Here is a 21,311-nt window from a genome sequence, read left to right as displayed (position 1 = left end):
TCGCATGAGCGAGCCCGCCAACCGGTCGCTCGTCGGCTCGGCACCCGTGGTGATCGAGCCCGACTGGCTCGGTCCCACGGCCTTCTGGCAGCCGAGGTTCTTCCCGCTCTCGGCGTGGGTCGAGCACGCGCCATTCGCCTTCTGGATCGCCGATGCCGTCCGACCACGTGTCTTCGCCGAACTCGGCACGCACTACGGTTACTCCTACTTCACCTTCTGCGAGGCGTTCCGTCGCCTCGGCTTGGAGACGAAATCCTTCGCGCTCGACACCTGGCAGGGCGACGACCACGCGGGTGCTTACGGTGAAGAGGTCTACGAGTACGTCACGGGCGTGAACGACCGGGAGTTCGGATCCTCATCGACCCTGCTGCGAGGGTACTTCGACGACTCCGTCGACCAGTTCGCCGACGGCACCATCGACCTCCTCCACATCGACGGGCGTCACGGCTACGAGGACGTCCTGCACGACTACGAGTCCTGGCGGCCCAAGCTCTCCGAGCGCGCCGTGGTCCTCTTCCACGACATCGCGGAGCACCAGGAGGGGTTCGGCGTCTGGCGGTTCTGGGACGAGATCAAGACCCGCCACCCCTCGTTCACCTTCGAGCACAATCACGGCCTCGGTGTCCTGGGCGTCGGTTCCGAGCTGCCCGAGACGATGGTCCGGTTCTTCGAGGTCGCGGCTCGGGAACCTGAACGCGTCCGCGACGCCTACGCGCGGCTCGGTGCGGACTTGTCCGCCATCGTCGCGGGGCGGGACGACGATGCCGCTGTGCGGGTGGCTCTCGAGGAACGAGGGGCTGCCCTCGAGGAACGAGGGGCCGAACTCGAGCATGCCGAACAGCTCGTCGCGGCCGCTGAAGCCGAAAACCTCGGCCTCCGCCAGCAGCTCGAAGCGGTGCGAACAAGTACCAGCTGGAAGCTCACGGCTCCCGTGCGAAAGGTCAGCGGAGTGGTGAGGCGTCGCGCGGACTGAATCGCGCCGACCACGACCGTCTCGGCGGCGTCGGATCGCCGTGGCGAACTCCGACTAGACTGCATGAGTTATGCGAGGAATCATTCTGGCCGGAGGATCCGGCACGCGACTGTGGCCGATCACCAAGGGCATCTCGAAGCAGTTGATGCCCATCTACGACAAACCGATGATCTACTACCCCCTGTCGACGCTGATGATGGCCGGGATCGACGAGATCCTCATCATCACCACGCCGGAGTACAACGAGCAGTTCCGCGCGCTCCTCGGGACCGGGGCCGAGCTCGGCATCCGCATCGAGTACGCGGTCCAGCCCTCGCCCGACGGCCTCGCCCAGGCGTTCATCATCGGTGAGGAGTTCATCGGCGACGAGAGCGTCGCGCTCGTCCTCGGCGACAACATCTTCCACGGCACGGGACTCGGCTCAGCCCTCCGCAATCACAACAGCATCGACGGTGCGCTGATCTTCGCCTATCAGGTCGCCGACCCGACCGCCTACGGCGTCGTCGAGTTCGATGACGACTTCACGGCGATCTCGATCGAGGAGAAGCCGGCGAAGCCGAAGAGCAACTACGCCGTCCCCGGTCTGTACTTCTACGACAACTCGGTCGTCGAGATCGCGAAGACGATCGAGCCATCCGCTCGCGGCGAGCTCGAGATCTCGACCGTCAACGAGCGCTACCTCGAGCAGGGATCGCTGCAGGTCCAGGTCCTCGATCGCGGCACCGCCTGGCTCGACACCGGCACCTTCGAGTCGATGATGCAGGCATCCGAGTACGTCCGGGTCATCGAGGACCGTCAGGGGTTCAAGGTCGGGTGCATCGAGGAGATCGCATGGCGCGCCGGGTGGATCGACGACAAGCAGCTGGCCGTCCTCGCCGCTCCTCTGGTCAAGAGCGGATACGGACGTTACCTGCAGACCCTGCTCGCGCAGGCATGACGCTCGTCACCCCGCGCTGAGCGCACGGATCGTCACTCCGGGCCCGGTGCCGCAGTAGGTCGTCCGACCGCTGGGGTGCCGGGCCTGATCCGTGCGACAGCGAGCGCGTACAGGCACACGGCGACGTCGATGACGATGAGTCCGAACCGGCTCACGAGCACGATACCGAGGACCGAGCCGACCGGGACGACACTGGTGAGCACGAGGGCGAGGATCGCCTCCCGGACGCCAGCGCCGGCGGGCGCGATGATCGCGAGGAACCCCGCGACCCAGGCCAGGGCGTAGCCCGAGGTCGCGAGCGGCAGCAGACCCGGATCGAATGTGCCCAGCGACGTGACGATGGTCCAGAGATGGACGCCGAAGCACACCCAGCTGATGAGCGACCATCCGATGGCTGCGGTCAACGGGAGGGCCCGGATGGGCGGTAGAGGGTCCTTCCGGCGGAGGAGTCGGAAGGCGAACCCGATGATCCTCGTGAGGACCGGTGGCAGGAGGGCGATGACGCCGACGGCGATCGCGAGGACGACGAGCCAGCCGTAGGAAGCGGCCAGTGCCGGAAACGCGAGGAACGTGCCGGCGGCGACGGTTGAGCCGGCGATGAGGCTCACCAACAGCTGGGCTGTGAGGGTGATCGCCGTGACCCCCGTCGGGATGCCCGCGCGCGCGCCGAGCTGGCTGCCGGCGACGATGGGCCAGACACCGCCCGGCAGGTACTTGCCGATCTGGGACACGAACACGACGTGCGAGGCGTCCCGCACCGAGATGCGGTAGCCGAAGGCGATGACGACGGCCCGCCAGGCGAGCATCGAGAAGAAGACGCCGAGGAAGCCGGCCACGAGAGAACCGAGCAGCCAGACCGGTTGCATCGTGAGCACGCTCGAGACGAAGTCGTCCCAGCTGCGGATGACGGTCCACGTGATGAAGCCGATGACGACCACCGCGAAGGCGATCTGGAGGGGCCGTTTGACCTGGGTAAGCTTGTTCATGGCAGATGCCCATTATCTCCCACGGCGTCCACAGCCGGTGCGTGCGGCGATCGCCGCACGTCGATGGGAGCACCCGCTCGATCCGGAGGTCCCGTGCCACGTCCCCGTCTCCTCGTCCTCGCCTCCACGTTCCCCGCCCGTGCCGGCGACGGCGTGCCGGCGTTCGTGAGGGATCTGGCTCTGCAGGAATCCCTCGACTTCGACACCAGGGTCCTGGTACCACGGGTGCCAGGGGCCGCATCGGATGAGCAGGACGGTGACCTGCACATCACGCGATACCCGTATTTTCCGAAGCATTGGGAGGACCTCGCAGACGGCGCCATCATCGAGAACCTGCGTGCGAAGCCGATTCGCTGGCTGCAGGTTCCAGGGCTGTTCCTGGCCCAACTGATTGCGCTCCGACGTGTTCTCCGTGAGTTCCGTCCCGACGTCCTCCATGTGCATTGGATCATCCCCCAGGGGGTCGTGGCCCTGCTCGGCGGCCGACGCGTCCCGCAGCTCGTGACGACCCTCGGCGGCGACCTGTACGCGCTGAACGCCGCTCCGCTGCGTGCGCTGAAGGCGCGGATCGTGCGTCGGGCGGGCGCGGTGACCGTCATGAACGCCGACATGCGTGACCGCGTGATCGCGTTGGGCGCAGCGCCTGCAAGCGTCCAGGTCATCCCGATGGGTGCCGATCTGCCTCCGGTCCCTGCGTCGGAGCCGGCAGGGGCGGACGAGGCCGTACCGGCTCCAGGCGTGGTGCCCGCCCGCTTGATGTTCGTCGGGCGACTCGTCGAGAAGAAGGGTCTGTCCTACCTCATCGAGGCCGTCCGCCGGGCACCGGCCGGGTCGCTGGAGCTCGAGATCGTGGGCGACGGACCGCTGCGGACCGCCCTCGAGACGGAGGCATCCGGCCTACCCGTGGTCTTCATCGGTCAGCAGGGGCGCACCGAGCTGTTCGCTGCGTACCGCCGTGCCGACGTGGTCGTCTTCCCCTCGGTCGCGTCCACCTCCGGCGATCAGGACGGTCTTCCGGTCGCTCTGCTCGAGGCGATGCGTGCCGGCCGGGCCATCATCGCGACGGATCTGCCGGGGTTGAACGAGGTCGTGCTCGACGACGCGACCGGCTTGGTCGTACCCGATCGGGATACTGCTGCCCTGCTCCGAGCGATCCAGCGGCTCGCTGACGATCCAGACCTCCGGGAACGACTCGGCGCGGCAGCCGCGACGCAGGCCGAGCAGTTCTCGATCGAGGCGATCGGCTCCCGATACCGCACGCTGCTGCACGACGTGCTGGGTGCCGTCGGTCGTCGTTCGTCCGACTGATCGGTCAGCGTCGTCCGAGCTGTTCCCAGGTCGAGGCGATGCCGCGCTCCAGGGGGGTCGTCGGAGGGGCGCCGAACTCGGAGCGGTAGCGTGCGGTCTCGAGCACGACGGTCTCGACGAACGTGCTCGGGACAGGTCGCGGAGCGACGTCCAGCGGTCGGCCGACGACCCGTGCGATGGCCTCCAGGACCTCCGAGACCGTGTGTCCGACGCCACTCCCGATGTTGTAGACCGAGTGTGCCGGGTCACCGTCGACGATCCGGGCGATCATCTCGATCGCGTCGTCGATGTAGAGGTAGTCGCGCACCATGCTGCCGTCGCCGTAGCGGACGATGGCGTCGCCCGCGGCGATGTTCGCGAGCGCGATGGGGATGAGCCCCTGGCGGCGGCCGGGGTGCTGACCGGGCCCGTACGGATTCGAGATGCGGAGTGACACCGCGTCGAGCCCACGTTTGACACGGAAGTACCGGAGGTAGTGCTCGATCGTGAGCTTCCCGATGGCGTACGGGGAGCGGGGGAGGGCCGGGTCGGTCTCCCGGTATCGTTCGAGACCCTGATCGCCGTAGATCGCGCCACCGGTGGAGGCGAAGTAGAACCGTTCGATCTCGGCGTCGGCACACAGACCCAGGAGCTCGACGGTCTGTCCCACATTGGTGCGGAGATCGAGCGAAGGGTCGTTCTCAGAGGTCGCCGGCGCGGTCGTGGAGAGGAAGTGGAACACGAGGTCCTGACCGCGGACCGCGGCTGCGAGGTCGCTGCGGTCGAAGAAGTCTCCGGCCAGGATCGTCGCGTCGCGCGTGTCGAAGTTCCGCGGGGATCGGAACCGGTCGAACACCGTCACGTCATGACCGCGTTCGACGAGGGCGTCCACGAGTGGTCCGCCGAGGAACCCGTTGCCGCCGATGACGAGGCTGCGCACCATGGCTCAGCCGCCGTACCGCTGCAGCTTGAGGTAGTCGAGCATCTCCTCGTTGAGCGTGCGGTTGATCCTGGTGAGGTCGGCGACCACACCGATGGCGAAGGACAGGAGCGCGCCCATCAGCAGCGTCGCCCCGACGAGCAGGCTCTGGAGGTGGTTCCCCTCGTCCTGGACGATCGTGAGGATGAGGTACCGGACGAACGGGGTGAGCCCCGCGAGCAGCAGCAGGAGTCCGAGCCCGGCGAACACGACATAGGGCCGGTACATCAGGAAGGCCCGCACGATCGCGACACCCGACTGGTACATGTGCTCGCCGATGGATCGGAACAGTCGTGACTCGCGCGTCTTCGGATTCGTCGTGACCGGGATGCTCGTGATCGCCAGGCGTTTGTTGCCCGCCTGGATGATCGTCTCCATGCAGTAGCTGAACTTGGTGACCACGTTGAGCCGGATGAGGGAGTACTTCGAGTACGCGCGGAACCCGCTGGCCGCATCCGGGAGCGTCGTCTTCGCCGCCTTGTTGACGATGAAGCTCCCGAAGCGCTGCATCGCCTTCTTGAACGGGGAGAAGTGCTCGATGAGCGCCGTCTGCCGGTCCGCCACGACGATCTCGGCCTCACCCGCGAGGATGGGCTGGACCAGGTCGCCGATGCGGTTCTGCGGGTACTGGTTGTCGCCGTCCGTGTTCACCACGATGTCGGCGCCGTGGAGCAGGGCGTAGTCGACGCCGTCGCGGAACGACCGGGCCAGTCCCATGTTCGTCGAGTGCTTCACGAAGTGCTTCACGCCGTAGGACTTGGCGACCTCGATCGTGCGGTCGGTCGACCCGTCGTCGATGATGAGGATCTCGATCTCGTCGATGCCCGGGATCGAGGTCGGAATCGACTCGAGGACGAGCGGGAGGGTCTCCTCTTCGTTCAGGCACGGGATCTGGACAAAGAGCTTCATAGGCGACTTCCGGAACTGTAGGCGATACGACCGGTCCCAGAGTACCGTCGGATCCGTCGGGTCGCTGCTCGGAGCCGACCCGAGCAGGTCCGTCGGGTCATGCGGTCACCGGTTGCAGCACGAGGGTTGAGGCATACTGGGGGCTTTGACCCTGACGAGCCCGAGGAGTGCCGTGCAACGATCGCGACCTCGCGACGGCGTGTCCGCGCCTCGGACTCCCTCGATGCTCGGCCCGAGTCTCGGGTCGTCGGCGGTGTCCGTGATCGCGTGGGCTGCACTGGTGGCCTTCGTCGTGTGCACGATCGGGCCCGCGCTCGTCGGTGTCACGAGTTTCCTCGGCACCGACCTGCTGGTCTCCTTCGCCCCGTGGCAGTCGTCGATCGGGTTGCCGCAGGATCCGACGAACCGCTTCATCGGCGACACCATCGACACCGTGGTACCGCAGACCGCCTTGATCGTCGAGGCCGCACGGGAGGGCTCGTTCGCGGCGTGGAATCCGTACGCGGCGGGTGGTGCCGAGCTTGCCGGCCTGCCGAACTCGGGCGTGTACTCCCCGCTGTCGCTGCCGTGGTGGTTCCTCCCGGTGAGCGCCGCACCCGGCTACGTGAAGCTCCTCGAGATCGTCGTCATCACCCTCGGCATGTCCTTGCTCCTGCGGCGCTGGAGGCTGCCGAACGCGAGCTGGGCGGTCGCGAGCCTCATCTTCGCGTCGTCCGGATTCATGATCTCCTGGACGAACTGGCCGCAGACCCGTGTGGCGGCCCTGCTGCCGTTGTTGTTCTGGGCGCTCGACCGCATTGCGATCCGTCCCCGACCGGTCGACGTGGCCATCCTCGGGCTCGTGGTCGCCTCGCTCCTCCTCGGTGGCTTCCCGGCGGTCGCCGGCTACGCGCTCTATGCGGGAGGCGCCTACCTGCTCGTGAGGTCGATCGTCGTCCGGCGGCGATGGCAGGGGGTGCTGTCAGCAGTCGGCACCGGTGCCGCCGGTGTCGTGCTCGGTGTCGGTCTCTCCGCTTGGCAGCTCGTCCCGTTCGCGGTGAACGCGTCGAGTGTCCTCGATCTGTCTGCCCGCGCGGCAACGTCCGGCGCGTCACTGCACTGGGGCGACCTCGCGTCGCTCCTCGTACCGGAGGTTGTCGGAGATGTCGACGCCGGGCTCACCTGGGGAGCCGGGAATCCGATCGAGCGCTTGTCCTACATCGGCGTCGGAGCACTGGCCCTGGTCGCCGCCGCCGGTCTCATCGTCCCCCGGAGCCGGCGACTCCGCCCGAGTTTGACCTTCGTCGTCGTCGCGCTCGCGCTCAGTGTCGTCCTCACCTTCGTGGGCGGTCCGATCCTCGCGGCGTTCCAGGAGCTTCCGGTCTTCTCCAACAACCCGATCGCGCGGCTGCGGGTCCTCGTCGGGTTCTTCCTGGCGCTGCTCGCGGCGGTCGGCTTCGCCGCGGTGATCGATCCGACCTCGCTGCGAGCGGAGGTGCGTCTCCTGCGGCGCGCTCGGACGAGACGTCATCTCTGGTGGCGGATCCTGGCGCTCGTCGTCGTGATCGCCATCGGGTGCGTCGCGGCGTTCACCGTTCGCGACACGCTCTGGACGCTGCCCGCCGACGTCATCCCCGCGATGCGCGAGCACATCGGCGTGGTCGGAGCCTTCGCAGCCTTCGCCGTCCTCATCGTCGTCGCCGCCTGGGTCGGTGGTCGACGTGTCGGCATTCTGGCGGGCTGCATCCTCCCGGTCATGCTCGTCGTGCCGGCGATCGTGGTCGCGAACGAGTGGTGGCCGCAGTCGCCCCCGGAGACGGTCTACCCGACCACGGCGACACACCGGTTCCTGGAGCGCGGACTCGGGGAGAGCCGGTACGCGTCCGTAGACCAGACGATGCTCCCGGGGACGAACACGATCGACCGGCTCCGCTCCGTCGGCGGGCACGCGTTCCACACGACCGAGTGGCAGGATCTCCTGGAGGCGGTCGAGCCGGACGCGTTCTTCAGCCGGACGTACTCCGCTCTGCGTTCCGGGGATCTCGCGACCTCGATCCGCTCACCGATCCTGGACCGGCTCGCCGTCAAATACGTCGTCGACAATCCGGAGGCCACGGTACTCGGCCAACCGGAAGGCACGATCGACCGCACCGGCCGGGTGCAGGTCGCCGACGGGGACCGAGTCCGTTCCGCGGTGCAGTCCGGCCCGGTGCGAGGCGTCGTGTTCGCGTTGCCGGACAGCGTCGTGGGGCAGGACGACCCCGACGGAGTGACCGTCACCCTCGACATCCGCGACGCGGTGACCGATGAACGGATCGCGACGACGTCGACCTGGTTTCCCGCGCTGACCGCCGACCAGTCGGTCGCGGTGGAAGGCGAGGACATTCCAGCCGACCGAGCCTGGGTGGCAGAGCTGCGGTTCGACGGCATCGGCATTCCGGCTCCGGTCGCAGCCGATCCCTCCGGTCGATTGGGGATCTCGCTCGTCCGTCCCGCCGACGACGGGCTCCGCGTCGCGCACACGGGCGACGCCACCGTCTATGAACGGACGACGGCACTCGATCGGATCAGATGGGCGTCGACCGCCATGACGGAGACTGACCCTGCCGAGCAGGTGGCGACGATGGCGGACGGCTCCCTTCCGAGCACGGCCGTCCTGCTGGAGCGTCCGGAGGATGCTCGGGAGGTCGCGAGCGACCGAGCGGCCTCGACCGCCGCGGTCACGGTCCTTCCCAGCGACACCAGTCGCATGGAGGTCGAGGTGGTCGCCGATGGAGCAGGCTGGGTCGTGGTCGCGGACTCGCTTCGCCGACCGGGCTGGGCGGCGACGGTTGACGGGAAGCCCGTCGAGCTGCTGCCGGCCGAGCATGCCGGCGCGGCCATCGCGGTCCCGACCGGCGAGCACCGTGTCGTCCTGCAGTACACGGTCCCCGGGCAGCAAGTCGGTCTGGGGGTGACCGCGGCGTCGTCGCTCGTCGTCGTGGTCCTCGTCGTCGTGGACGCGTTCCTCGTCCGCCGCCGCCGGCGATCGCTCCTGAGTGGTGACCCAGGACTTCTAGGTTAGATTGGTCAGCATGTCTTCACGCCCGACCCCCGGGGTGCGATGAGCTACGTCAAGGAGATCCTCGGATCCCGCGAGCTCCTCGCGAACCTCACCCTCCGCGACATCCGCGGCCAGTACAAGCGAACCATCTTCGGCCAGCTGTGGTCCTTGGCGAACCCGCTGGCGCAGATGCTCATCTACACCTTCGTGTTCTCGTTCATCTTCCAGGTTCCGCTGCAGACGGGCGACCCGAGTGGGCTGCACATCTTCGCGCTCTGGCTCCTCTGCGGGCTCCTGCCCTGGATGTTCTTCTCGAACGTGGTGAACACCGGCATGGGCTCGCTCATCGCGAACACCGGACTGATCCAGAAGGTGTACTTCTCGCGCATCGTGCTCCCGATCTCCGCGGTCGGTGCCATCGGCTTCAACTGGTTGTTCGAGATGGCCGTGCTCTGCATCGCGCTGAGCCTGCTCGGTGCGTTCGTCCTGCCGTGGCTGCCGCTCGTCGTGCTCACCATGGTCCTCCTGGCGATCTTCGCCGCGGGCCTCGCACTGATGCTGTCCATCGCCAACGTCTACTTCCGCGACACGCAGTACTTCATGGGCATCATCATGCAGATCTGGATGTACGCGACGCCGATCATCTACCCGATCTCGCTCGTGCAAGCGCAGTCCGACAAGTACGGCCCGCTGTTCGGGACGCCGATCACGATCATCGACATCTACCGCATCAACCCGCTCGAGCACTTCGTGGCCGTGTTCCGGAACCTCCTTTACGACAACCGGTTCCCCGACCCCGCCGACCTGCTCACCATCGCCGCCTGGGCGCTCGTGTCCTTCACCGTGGGCCTGCTCGTCTTCCGCCGGCACGAGAAGAGATTGGCGGAGGCCCTGTGAGCACCGCAGCAGTCGTCGTGGACGACGTCAGCAAGAAGTTCCGGCTCTACCACGAGCGCAACCAGAGCATCAAGTCGGCCATCATGCGCCGACGTCGTTCCGTCCACGAGGACTTCTGGGCCCTCAAGAACGTCGGGTTCGAGGTGCCTGAAGGATCGACCTTCGGTCTCATCGGGTCGAACGGCTCGGGCAAGTCGACGCTGCTCAAGTGCCTCGCCAAGATCTACTATCCCGAGCAGGGGTCGATCACCGCGCGCGGCAAGCTCGCCGCGCTGCTCGAGGTCGGCTCGGGATTCCACCCGGAACTCTCCGGGCGGGACAACATCTTCCTGAACGGGTCGATCCTCGGGATGTCGCGGAAGGAGATCGAGCGCAAACTCGACACGATCATCGACTTCTCCGGCGTCGAGCAGTTCATCGACCAGCCGGTGAAGAACTACTCGTCCGGCATGTACGTGCGTCTGGGCTTCTCCGTCGCGATCAACGTCGACCCCGACGTCCTCGTCGTCGATGAGGTTCTCGCGGTCGGTGACGCGGAGTTCCAAGAGAAGTGCCGTCAGAAGTTCGTCGAGTACAAGCAGCAGGGCAAGACGGTGATCCTGGTGAGCCACTCGATGGACACGGTGCAGCAGATGTGCGATCACGCGGCCTGGTTGCGGCACGGCGAACTCGTGGAGAGCGGTGAGGCCGCTCCGACGATCGCCGCCTACCTCAACAGCCTCGGTGAGAACGCCGGCTGAGTGGAGCGAGCGGCGGTCCGAACCGCCGCTCAGGTGCGGAACGATACACTCGGCAGGTCTGTCGAGGACAGGATATGTCGAGGAGCAAGAGTGAAGAACACACGTAAGAGACGTCCGGGCGTCGTATCCGTCATCCTGGTGAACTACCGCGGATCCGCGGACACGATCCAGTGCGTGCGGACGCTCCGCGAAATCGACTTCCCGCAGGACCGCCTCGAGATCATCGTGGTCGAGAACGGCTCCGGCGACGACAGCCTCGAGCAGCTCGCCACCCTGGGGGACCTCGCAACGATCGTGCCCTCCAAGGTCAACGGCGGCTTCACCGGTGGTTGCAACCTCGGCGTCTCGAAGTCGAGCGGTGAATTCGTCGCCTTCCTCAACAACGATGCACGCCCCGACGACCAGTGGATCAACGCGGCGATGGACACCTTCGCCGAGAGCAAGGACATCGGCGCCGTCGCGAGCAAGGTGCTCGACTGGGAAGGTGAACGCGTCGACTATGTCGGCTCGGCGCTCACGTGGTACGGCATGGGGTACAAACCGCACGCCGGTGAACACGACCGACCCGAATGGAGCGTCGAGAAGGACGTCCTGTTCGGCACCGGCGCGGCGATGTTCGTCCGGGCCGAGCTCTTCGAGCAGCTCGGAGGGTTCGACGACCGCTACTTCATGTTCTACGAGGACGTCGACCTCGGCTGGCGCTTGAACCTCCTCGGCTACCGGTTCCGGTTCCAGCCGAAATCGCTGGCGTTCCACAAGCACCACGCGTCGATGGAGAAGTTCGGCAACTACTTCGAGACCTACCTGCTCGAGCGCAACGCCCTCTACACGCTCTACAAGAACCTCGACGACGAGGCCCTCAGCCGCTCGTTCGCCGCGGCGGTGCTGCTGGCGACGCGTCGCGCCACGGGTCGGGCGAAGCTCGACACCACGGCGCTCGATCTGCGCAAGTCGAAGGACGACGACGGCAGTCCGGCATCGATGCTCTCGAAGCAGCTCCTCGCCGGCGTCAACGCCATCGACCAGGTTGTGGAGAACCTCCCGGAACTCGCGAAGGACCGCGAGCTGGTGCAGGCGACCCGTACCCGGTCCGATCGCCAGCTGCGGCTCCTGCTCGGCAACATCGACGAGCCCGCATATCCGATCGAGAGCTATCTCGAGGGGTACGACAAGATCGTCTCATCACTGAACGTCCTCGACGAGCCGCTTCGACGCCGCGTGCTGATCATCACCGGCGATCCGATCGGTGCCAAGATGGCCGGTCCGGCGATCCGTGCTTGGAACATGGCCGACACGCTCGCCGACGAGCACGACGTGCGCCTCGTGAGCATGACCGGCGTCTCGATCGAGAGCGAGCGGTTCGAGCTCGACGTCGTGTCGCACCACCGGCCCGCGAGCATGAAGCCGCACGAGAAGTGGGCCGACGTCATCATCCTGCAGGGGCACGCACTCGCACTGTTCCCGGCGCTCGAGACGACGACCAAGGTGCTCGTCATCGACGTGTACGACCCGCTCCACCTCGAACAGCTCGAGCAGGGCAAGAGCGACAACCTCGTCACCTGGGGCGATCAGGTCTCCGACGCCACCGACGTGCTCAACCACCAGCTGGCCCGCGGAGACTTCTTCCTGTGCGCGAGCGAGCGCCAGCGACACTTCTGGCTCGGCCAGATGGCCGCGCTCGGCCGGATCAACCCCTACACCTACACGCGCGACGAGGACCTCGAGACCCTCATCGCGATCGCTCCGTTCGGCATTCCGGCCGGCCGTCCCGAGCACACCCGTCCCGCATTGCGCGGTGTCGTCCCGGGCATCGGTGTCGACGACAAGGTCATCATCTGGGGTGGCGGCATCTACGACTGGTTCGACCCGGGAATCGTGATCCGTGCGGTCGGCGAGCTCGCCAAGCAGCACCCGGACCTGCGGTTGTTCTTCATGGGTACGAAGCACCCGAACCCCTCCGTCCCCGAGATGCCCGCTGTGGTGGCAGCCCGTGCGCTGAGCGACGAACTGGGCCTCACGGGGACCCACGTGTTCTTCAATGACTCGTGGGTCGCATACGACGACCGCCACAACTACCTCCTCGAGGCGGACCTCGGGATCTCGACCCACTTCCAGCACGTCGAGACCACGTTCTCCTTCCGCACCCGCATCCTCGACTACCTGTGGGCCGGACTGCCGATCGTGACGACCGAGGGCGACTCGTTCGGTGACCTCGTCCGCGAGGAGACACTGGGCGTTTCCGTTCCGGAGCGCGACCAGCGCGCGCTCATGGACGCGATCGAGCACGTGCTCTTCGACGATGCGTCCCGCGAGGCGGCGAGGGCGAACGTGCAGCTCGTCCGCGAGCGGTTCGTCTGGTCGAGCGCGCTCGCCCCGCTCGTCGAGTTCGTCCGGAACCCCCGGCTCGCCGCGGACAAGGCCCCCGCCGAGGCCGGTGCGAAACCGGTCGTCCTGTCGTCCTCGCGTCAGCAGCAGACGCCGCCGCGGCGCACCGGCATGCGGCGTGACGTCGACCGGGTGGCGTACTACCTCAAGAACGGCGGCCCGAAGGTCGTCGTCGAGCGGTTCGCCGCGCGTCAGCAACGTAAGCGCGACGCCGACAACGTGTAGATATCGGCGTCGTGACGGCGTCGCTCAGGAAGGTTGCATGGACATGGTTGACGAGACGGAACACGAGGCGGGGACCGCGGACGACGGCGCCCTGTGGGTGCAGCCCGCTGGGCGGAGCACTGAGGAGCTCGTGGCGCAGGTCAAGGCGCTCCAACATCGCGTGCTGCTCGACGCCGACCGCCTCGTCGGTCTGGCGGCGGAGCGCGACACCCTGCGTGCTGAGGTCGATCGGTTCGCCGAGACCGAGCTCGCCGTCGCCTTCGCGCGGGTGGACCAGCTCGAGGACGAACGCGAGGGGCTCGTGCACGAGGTGCACAAGCTGCTGCGAGACCACCGTCTCGCGCTCGAACTGCGCGACGAGCGGACCCGTACCGAGGTCGACCAGATCCTGGCGTCGACCACCTGGAAGCTGGGCTCCGCCGTCATCAAGCCCATCAGTGGCATCCGCTCGGTGGTGCGCCGCTCGTGACCGCTCCACTGTTCAGCGTCGTCACCCCGGTCTACAATCCTCCGATCGACATGCTGCGGCAGATGGTCGAATCGGTCCGGCGGCAGGCGTTCCGCGACTGGGAGTTCATCCTCGTCGACGACGTCTCGCCGGATCCCCGGGTCCTCGAGGCACTTCGCGGCTTCGCGGCGGAGGACGACCGGATCGTCGTCGTCACCCGTGAATCGAACGGCGGAATCTCCGCTGCATCGAACGACGGCGTCGCCGCGGCGACCGGGCGGTTCCTGGTCCTGCTCGACCACGACGACCTCCTCGGCCACGGGGCGCTCGCGCAGGTCGCGCAGGCGATCGCCGCGGACGATCGGATCGATTACGTGTACACCGACGAGGACAAGGTGGACCTCGACGGGTACCACTACGACGTCTTCAAGAAGCCGGACTGGTCGCCCGAGCGGCTCCGCTCGCACATGTACCTCGGGCACCTGTCGGTCATGCGTCTTGACCTCGTCCGAGCGGTCGGTGGATTCGACAGCACCTACGACGGATCGCAGGACCACGACCTCGCGCTGAAGGTCACCGAACGCGCACGGGTGGTGCACCACATCCCCGAGGTCCTGTACCACTGGAGGGCCCTTCCTGAGTCGACCGCCTCGTCGAGCGGGGCGAAACCATACACCTGGGATGCGGGTGTCCGTGCGGTCGATGCGCATCTCCAACGGGTCGGTATCGACGCGACCGCCGAGCGTGGTGACTGGCCGAACACCGCTCGCGTCCGCCGCGCGCTGGACCCGGCGACCTCGGTCAGCGTGATCATCCCCACGCGCGGCAGTTCGGGAGTCATCGACGACGTCGAGCGCGTGTTCGTCATCGGTGCCGTCCGGTCCGTGCTCGAGCATGCCGGAGACGTCGATCTCGAGATCGTCGTGGTCTACGACCTGACGACGCCGGCGACCGTCCTCGACCTCCTGCGCGAGATCGGCGGCGATCGGCTCACCCTGGTGCCGTTCGACCGGCCGTTCAACTACGGGGAGAAGTGCAACGTCGGGTTCGTCGAGAGCCGCGGCGAGATGATCGTCCTGCTCAACGATGACGTCGAGGTCATCTCGGACGACTTCCTGGTCGAGCTGGTCGCACCGTTGCTCCAAGCGGACGTCGGAATGACCGGCGCGCAGCTCGTGTACGAGGACGGGCTCATCCAGCACGCCGGTCACCGTTACGCGAATCGAGGGTTCTCGCATCCGCTCACCGCCTACCGCTTCGGTGATTCGGCGCCGCACGCCGCTCTCAAGATCGACCGCGAGGTTTCGGGCGTGACCGCCGCGTGCGCCGCGCTGCGCCGCGACACCTACGCTCGCGTCGGCGGCGTCACTGAGTCGCTGCCGTTGAACTTCAACGACGTCGACCTGTCCCTGAAAGTGCGCTCCCTGGGACTTCGTATCCTGTATCTCGCTCGGGTGCACCTCTACCACTACGAGTCGAAGACCCGGATCGCGATCGTGCACGAGTGGGAACTGAGGACGGTACGTGCTCGCTGGGGCGTGATCTACCGTGACCCGTACCTTCCCGAACACCCGGACGACGCCTACCACCCGTACGCTTCCCGACGTTCGCGATCGCGCTCGTGGACGCCCGATTCGGCCTGAGCACCATCGACGCGCCGACATTCAGGTCATCGACAGCTGTTTCGAACCCGGTACCCTGAAAGGGGCACATCCGGCGTGCCGAGGAGGACTGATGACCGAGTGGCGCATACGCCCAGCGGCCTGCGTGGTGACGGCTCTGCTCGTCGGCGTCGGTCTGACCGGCTGCTTCGGCGGTGATCCGGCCGAGTCGAGCGCAAGCCCGACCCCGAGCCAGACCCTGCTTCCAGGCGTCGAACCCACCTTCAAAACGGAGGATCCGGAACCGATCCCGCTCGACGCGGTCATGGTGTTCGCCGGTGTCGACCCCGACGGAACGACGGTCTCGGCATCCGGCTACATCGCCGGCGTCATCGAGAACGGCGGGACCTGCACGTTCACGTTCTCCGGCTCGGGCCCGGACGTGGTCGTCACCAGCGAGGGACTCGCCGACTCGAAGACCACCTCGTGCGGCACCGTTCAAACCCAGATCAGCGACTTCACCAGCGGGACGTGGACGGCCGTCCTCTCCTACCAATCGGACAAGACCGGAGCGCTCACCTCTGAGCCGCTGACGGTGGAGGTACCATGACGCGCCGCAGCCCACTCATCGTCATCGCGACGGTCTTCGCGCTCCTCGTCGGCGTGTTGACGGTCGCACCGGCCGTCGCCCCGAGCGCCGAGGCCGCCAACGGGTCCGACTTCCGAGCCGGTTCGATCATCAGCGACCAGCTCTTCTACGATGGCGGCGCCATGAGCGCGCCTGCGGTCCAGGACTTCCTGAATCGAGCTGTGCCGAGCTGTCGTGCCGGTTACACCTGCCTCAAGGACTACGCTCAGGCGACTCCTTCCCGGGCCGCTGTCTCCGGTCGCTGTGCCGCCTATGCGGGTTCCGGTCGGGAATCGGCGGCGAGCATCATCTCCAAGGTGGGAGCGGCCTGCGGGATCAGCCAGAAGGCCATGATCGTCCTCATCGAGAAGGAACAGGGACTGATCACCGACACCTGGCCGAGCGATCGGCAGTACCGCAGTGCAACCGGTTACGGCTGCCCGGACACAGCCGACTGTGACACGACCTACTACGGGTTCTTCAACCAGGTGTACGCGGCCGCACTGCAGTTCAAGAACTACCAGGCGAACCCGACCCGGTGGAACCATGTTCCCGGGCGCGTCAACGCCGTCCGGTTCTCGCCGACCGCCTCGTGCGGGTCCAGCAACGTCTTCATCGAGAACGCCGCGACCGCAGGGTTGTACAACTACACGCCGTACCAGCCGAACGCCGCGGCGCTCGCGAACCTCTACGGCACGGGCGACGGCTGCAGTGCGTACGGCAACCGGAACTTCTTCCGCATCTACACCGACTGGTTCGGACCGACCAACGGGGTGTTGAACCCTGCAGGCGCCTACGACGCGTTGAGCGTCAACGTCGGGGCGAATGATGCGACCATCTCCCTGTCGGGCTGGACCCTGGACCTCAACCGCACCTCCGCATCGCTTGAGGCGCATGTGTACTTGACCTACCCTGACGGCTCGACCAAAGGGTCGGTCATGCAGGCGAACAAGTCCAGACCGGATGTCGCGCGCGCGTACCCGGGCGCCGGTGAGGCCCACGGCTACAGCACCAACATCACCGTCACCCGTGGGGGGACCTACACCGCTTGCGTATACGGGATCGGTTTGAGCGCCAACCGGTTGCTCGGATGCAAGTCGGTGAGCGTGCCGCAGGATGCGCCGATCGGTTCACTCGACGCGGTCCGGGTTACCGGAAGCGGTTCGACGACGGCGCTCTACGTCGCGGGGTGGGCGATGGATCCTGACGCCAAGTCGGTTTCGAACGACGTGCACATCTACGTGAGGCAACCCGACGGGCAACGTCCGGGAACCGCCATGACGGCGTCCGCATCACGCCCCGATGTCGCCAACGTGTACCCTGGGGCGGGCGCTGCCCACGGGTTCAGCCAGAGCTTCCCGGTGTCTGCAGGCGGGCGGTATGAGGTCTGTGCTTACAGCATCGCCAAGTTCTGGCAGAACGTCGGAGTGAACACGGAGCTCGGCTGTGTGGCGGTCGACCTCGTGAAGGACTTCCCGGCCGGCAGCTTGGATCTCGTCGACGTCAGTCAGTCAGCCACAGGCGCGTCGATCAACGTGGGTGGATGGACGCTTGATCGTGGCGCACTCGGAACAGCGATCCCGGTACACGTCTACATCACCGATCCGACCGGGAAGCGCTCCGGCTATGTGCGCGGGTCCGGCGGCCAGCGTGATGACGTGAATCGTGTCTACGGGGCCACCGGACCGCATGGTTTCTCCGAGTCCTTCCCCGTCACGGCTCCCGGCGACTACCAGGTGTGCGCCTACGGCATCGCGGTGTCGCCGCTCAGCGTCGGGATGAACTCCACGATCGGGTGCCGCACCGTGACCGTGGGGACGAGTTACCCGGTCGGGTCGTTCGACGGAGCCCAGGTGTCCGGTTCGACGACGGCCGGGAACGCCTCGCTGTCCGTCTCCGGGTGGACGGTCGACGCACAGCTTCCGAAGACGCCGATCCAGATGCACGTCTATGTCACGGCGCCCGACGGGACGGTGAAGGGGTACGCGTTCCAGGCTGACAAGGTGCGTTCGGACATTGCACGGATCTATCCCGCCTACGGCGGTGCGCACGGGCTCAGCGAGTCCATACCGGTGACGGCCGCTGGTGATTACAAGGTCTGTGGCTACGGGATCGGGACCGCGGTGTTCAACACCGGCAAGAACGTGCTCTTCGGTTGCACCACGGTCCGCGTGAACTGACCACGCCGATGCGACGACGAAGGCGCCGACACTCTCCAGGGTGTCGGCGCCTTCGTCGTCCGCAGCGGGGGAGGGGTGTCAGCGAACGGTCACGAGCTCGTCCTCGGCCCGCGCGCGCAAGGCGAGTCGTGCTGCTCCGAAGCAGGCCGCTCCGATCGTGAGGACGCCGACGGCGAGCCAGAGCGTCATGCCGCCCGGCGGCGCCCACTCCGGCCGGGTGATCATCGCGAGCCAGCTCCCGCCGGTGTCGCCGATGCTGTAGCGGCGGAGCGCCCCGATGTAGCTGAGGAACTGCGCGAACCCGAGCGCGGCGATCAAGATCACGACGAGTCGCCGCTGGATCGAGCGGCCGAGCGCCGAGCCGTGCTCGGCGAGCAGTGCGCCGATGGTGAGGAGCATGAGCGCGAACAACGGCAACGTGTACCGGCCCTGCCAGATGATCCCACCCGAGGTCACCCACACGCCCTGGAGGAGCGCGGGGACGAAGACGACGGCGGCCATGAGGAGGACGGCGACGACCAGTCGACGCCCGCGGAGGAGGACACCGGCACCGAGGAGCAGCAGGCCGATGACGGCCGGCCAGATGAAGAACACCGCGTCGGGGGCGGGCGTGTCGAGCCAGCCGAACTCGCCGATCATCTGCGCACCGTAGTAGAAGGTGAGGTCGAGGATGACCGCGACCCCGACGATGGGCGCGTCACCGACGTGCGGGTACGGGGGAGGCGGCGCATTGGGGTCGACCGCCATGGCGAGCGAGTTCGAGCCGAGCAACCATGCGGCGGCGGCGGCGGTGCCGAGCGCGACGAGGACGATTGTCACCTGCACCGAACGGCGCTTCAACAGCGCGAGGAGGTCCCGACCGGGTAGCAGCACGAGTGCCGCCGCGATGGCCATCGCGAGCCACAAGGGAGACAGACCACGCGTGTTGGCTGCAAAGACGCCGCCGACCACGAGAGCGCTCAAGGGGAGCCACAGCGGGGCCGCGGACTGTCTCGTCGTGATCGTCAGCAGTCCGACGACGGCCGCCATCATCGCGGTGACCTCGAGGCCGTTCGGGTTGATCGTCCCCGCCAGGAACAGGGTGACCGGTGTCGCCGCGGTCAGGAAGGCGATGATGGGCAGGGCACGGTGGCGCCAGGTGGCGATGAGCGCGAAGCCGACGGCGAGGAAGAACGAGCAGACCAGTGCGCTCATGAGCCGCATGGCGAAGATGCCCGTGGAGTCGTCGAAGACGAGCGACGGCCACCCCACGAGGACGTAGTACAGCGGGTTGTAGAGTCCGGCCGTGGTGGTGATGTCGACGAGGGTGGTCGGGTCGCCCGGCACCTGCGTGACACAGTCGGCCGTGACCGTCTCGGTGAAGGCGGTGCAGGTCTGATTGTTGGTCCAGGCGATGTACGACGGCACCTGCACCACGTTGCCCTTCGGCGTCGAGGGTCCGACGAGCTGCCCGCGAGCCACCGAAGCGGCCTTGACGATGTGCGCCGGCTCGTCGGGTGCTGCCGCGAGCGGGGTCGTCAGCGCCCAGGCGCTCGTGATCGCCGTGCAGACGATCCACGCGAACGCGAACACGATGAGGAAGCGGCGGACGAGGCCATGAGCCTGGCGTGCCCCCCGTTCCCGGTCGTCGATCGGTGGGACGGAAGGGGCTGAGGCCATGGGCGGCTGGTCCAATCAGGGAGCACACGCTGCATCTGGCCGCGCGTTCGGTCTGGTCTGCTGCGTCAGTCTACCCGCCGACCTGGGCGGCGGCCGGTGCGGCGGTACCATCGAATGTCGTCCGTCCCAAGCGAAGGATCCCGCTCCGTGCCTCTCGTTCTGCACCCTCCCGTCGAGGACCGGCGTGTCGGCTCCCGGTAGCGCCACGCCCGCCGACGCCGCGCGTCGCGGACCCAACGGCGCCGTCCTCATCCTCGTGGCTACGGCTGTCGGAGGTGGCGCGGGCTACCTGTTGCAGATCGTGACCGGGGCGGCGCTCGGAACGGCGGCGTACGCGCCGTTCTCCGTCTTCTGGTCCGCGCTCTACCTCCTGGTCAGCGCCCTCTCCGGGGTGCAGCAGGAGGTGGCCCGCGCGACGCACCCGGATCCCGTCACGGTCGAGACGTCGACGCGCGCGCCGGTCGTGCGGAACTTCGCCCTCGCCGCGTCCGCGGTCGCTGCCGTGCTCGTCGCCGCGACCGCCTGGCTGTGGGTCGGGGCGGTCTTCCCCGACGCGGGGTGGGCACTGGTCCCGCAGCTCGTCGTCGGACTCGCCGCCTACGTGATCGTGGCTGCGACGGCCGGCGTCCTGTACGGCCTCTCGCTCTGGACCTCGGTTGCGGCACTGACGATCGTCGACGGGCTCCTGCGGTTCGCGATCGTCGGTGGCCTCCTCCTGGTGACCGACGACACGACGCTGCTCGCCTGGGGTGTCGCCGCGCCGTTCGTGCTGACACCGCTCATCCTGTGGCCCTTCGTCCGCCGCGGGGTGGTCGGCCGGTTCGGCATCGACGTCGGTCCGACGGCCCTCAGCTGGAACGTGCTGCGGACGGTGGTCGCCTCCGCGGCGACGGGCGTGATGGTGAGTGGGCTGCCCCTCGTCATCCAGGCCACGGGCGACACCGTCTCGCCGAACGCCTTCGGATCGCTCACCTACGCCATCACGCTGACCCGGGCGCCCATCGTCATCGTCGTCTTGGCGCTGCAGAGTTACCTCGTCATCGTGTTCCGTTCCCACGCGGACGCCGTGCTCGGGTGGGTCCTCCGGATGGTCGTCCTCGTCATCGTGGTGGCAGGGGTGCTGGGCCTGCTCGCGTGGTGGCTCGGTCCGTGGGCGCTCTCCATCGTGTTCGGGCGCTCCGATGTCCTCGCGGGAGGGACCATCGGGCTGCTCGTCGCGACGGCCGGGCTCGTCGGCGCACTGTGCGTGACCGGGTCCGCGACGCTCTCACGATCGCAGCACACCGCTTTCGCGGCGGGATGGATCGTCGCCGCGCTCGCGATGGTCGCCACCCTGCTGCTTCCGCTCGGCCTCCACGAGCGCACGCTCCTGGCGCTCACGGTCGGACCGGTCGCCGGGCTCGTCGTGCACGTGGTCGGACTCCTGCGCGGACGCCCGGTCGCTTCCTGAGGGGC

Annotated in this window: 16 protein-coding genes; 12 read left to right on the top strand and 4 right to left on the bottom strand. The window is 67.4% G+C overall.

All coding sequences use genetic code 11. The features are described from left to right. Positions 1-4: 4 nt before the first annotated feature. Both BIU99_RS18680 and rfbA read left to right on the top strand, forming a co-directional pair. Positions 5-973 (top strand): class I SAM-dependent methyltransferase, encoded by a 969-nt coding sequence (locus tag BIU99_RS18680; RefSeq protein WP_071262511.1) that lies wholly within the window; start codon positions 5-7, stop codon positions 971-973. A 70-nt stretch (positions 974-1,043) separates the two neighbouring features. Then, complete coding sequence (gene rfbA / locus BIU99_RS18675; protein WP_064295188.1) at positions 1,044-1,910, top strand: glucose-1-phosphate thymidylyltransferase RfbA; 867 nt, start codon at positions 1,044-1,046, stop codon at positions 1,908-1,910. Positions 1,911-1,942: 32 nt separating this feature from the next. Here rfbA and BIU99_RS18670 read toward each other — a convergent pair whose 3' ends face one another. Beyond that, the gene (locus BIU99_RS18670) at positions 1,943-2,896 is read right to left on the bottom strand and encodes a lysylphosphatidylglycerol synthase domain-containing protein (protein ID WP_064295189.1); all 954 of its coding nucleotides are present in this window, start codon (positions 2,894-2,896) and stop codon (positions 1,943-1,945) included. Positions 2,897-2,989: 93 nt separating this feature from the next. On the opposite strand from BIU99_RS18670, the gene BIU99_RS18665 reads away from it, so the two are divergent. Continuing rightward, a complete protein-coding gene (locus BIU99_RS18665) occupies positions 2,990-4,204 on the top strand; it encodes a glycosyltransferase (protein ID WP_175484441.1) in 1,215 nt (404 codons plus the stop codon). A gap of 4 nt (positions 4,205-4,208) precedes the next feature. Here the strand turns inward: BIU99_RS18665 and BIU99_RS18660 are convergent, their stop codons facing one another. Together BIU99_RS18660 and BIU99_RS18655 are read right to left on the bottom strand one after the other, a co-directional pair. Further along, positions 4,209-5,126 (bottom strand): NAD-dependent epimerase/dehydratase family protein, encoded by a 918-nt coding sequence (locus tag BIU99_RS18660; protein ID WP_071262509.1) that lies wholly within the window; start codon positions 5,124-5,126, stop codon positions 4,209-4,211. A gap of 3 nt (positions 5,127-5,129) precedes the next feature. Beyond that, entirely contained in the window at positions 5,130-6,071 is a 942-nt protein-coding gene (locus tag BIU99_RS18655) for a glycosyltransferase family 2 protein (protein WP_071262508.1), read from the bottom strand. Between the two features lie 223 nt (positions 6,072-6,294). Here BIU99_RS18655 and BIU99_RS18650 point away from each other — a divergent pair, with 223 nt between their 5' ends. The 8 genes from BIU99_RS18650 to BIU99_RS18615 all read left to right on the top strand — a co-directional run bounded on the left by BIU99_RS18650 (position 6,295) and on the right by BIU99_RS18615 (position 18,197). Beyond that, positions 6,295-9,114 carry a hypothetical protein gene (locus BIU99_RS18650; RefSeq protein ID WP_071262507.1) on the top strand — a complete coding sequence of 940 codons (2,820 nt, stop codon included), beginning with the start codon at positions 6,295-6,297 and terminating at the stop codon, positions 9,112-9,114. 39 nt (positions 9,115-9,153) lie between these two features. Next, entirely contained in the window at positions 9,154-9,990 is an 837-nt protein-coding gene (locus BIU99_RS18645) for an ABC transporter permease (RefSeq protein WP_064295194.1), read from the top strand. Next, complete coding sequence (locus BIU99_RS18640) at positions 9,987-10,730, top strand: ABC transporter ATP-binding protein (RefSeq protein WP_229939008.1); 744 nt, start codon at positions 9,987-9,989, stop codon at positions 10,728-10,730. Before BIU99_RS18645 ends, BIU99_RS18640 begins: the two co-directional genes overlap by 4 nt. Before the next feature lie 90 nt (positions 10,731-10,820). Beyond that, positions 10,821-13,340 (top strand): glycosyltransferase, encoded by a 2,520-nt coding sequence (locus tag BIU99_RS18635; protein WP_071262506.1) that lies wholly within the window; start codon positions 10,821-10,823, stop codon positions 13,338-13,340. Positions 13,341-13,383: 43 nt separating this feature from the next. Continuing rightward, on the top strand, positions 13,384-13,809 hold the full coding sequence (locus BIU99_RS18630) for a hypothetical protein (RefSeq protein WP_139205509.1): 426 nt from the start codon (positions 13,384-13,386) through the stop codon (positions 13,807-13,809). Continuing rightward, positions 13,806-15,431: a glycosyltransferase gene (locus tag BIU99_RS18625; RefSeq protein ID WP_071262505.1), complete on the top strand. Its 1,626-nt coding sequence runs from the start codon at positions 13,806-13,808 to the stop codon at positions 15,429-15,431. The genes BIU99_RS18630 and BIU99_RS18625 overlap by 4 nt, the downstream gene beginning before the upstream one ends. Before the next feature lie 91 nt (positions 15,432-15,522). Continuing rightward, positions 15,523-15,999, top strand: a complete 477-nt coding sequence (locus BIU99_RS18620; RefSeq protein WP_139205508.1) for a hypothetical protein — start codon at positions 15,523-15,525, stop codon at positions 15,997-15,999. Beyond that, positions 15,996-18,197 carry a hypothetical protein gene (locus tag BIU99_RS18615; RefSeq protein ID WP_064295199.1) on the top strand — a complete coding sequence of 734 codons (2,202 nt, stop codon included), beginning with the start codon at positions 15,996-15,998 and terminating at the stop codon, positions 18,195-18,197. Before BIU99_RS18620 ends, BIU99_RS18615 begins: the two co-directional genes overlap by 4 nt. 78 nt (positions 18,198-18,275) lie before the next feature. Here BIU99_RS18615 and BIU99_RS18610 read toward each other — a convergent pair whose 3' ends face one another. Further along, complete coding sequence (locus BIU99_RS18610) at positions 18,276-19,856, bottom strand: DUF2142 domain-containing protein (RefSeq protein WP_071262503.1); 1,581 nt, start codon at positions 19,854-19,856, stop codon at positions 18,276-18,278. 184 nt (positions 19,857-20,040) lie between these two features. On the opposite strand from BIU99_RS18610, the gene BIU99_RS18605 reads away from it, so the two are divergent. Then, positions 20,041-21,306: a hypothetical protein gene (locus BIU99_RS18605; RefSeq protein ID WP_071262502.1), complete on the top strand. Its 1,266-nt coding sequence runs from the start codon at positions 20,041-20,043 to the stop codon at positions 21,304-21,306. The last annotated feature ends 5 nt before the right edge of the window (positions 21,307-21,311 follow it).

This window comes from Plantibacter sp. MMLR14_011 (assembly GCF_001865025.1).
GTDB lineage: Bacteria > Actinomycetota > Actinomycetes > Actinomycetales > Microbacteriaceae > Plantibacter > Plantibacter flavus_A.
The sequence above is the reverse complement of the archived record's forward strand: the minus strand, read 5'-3'. Positions and strand labels throughout refer to the sequence as shown.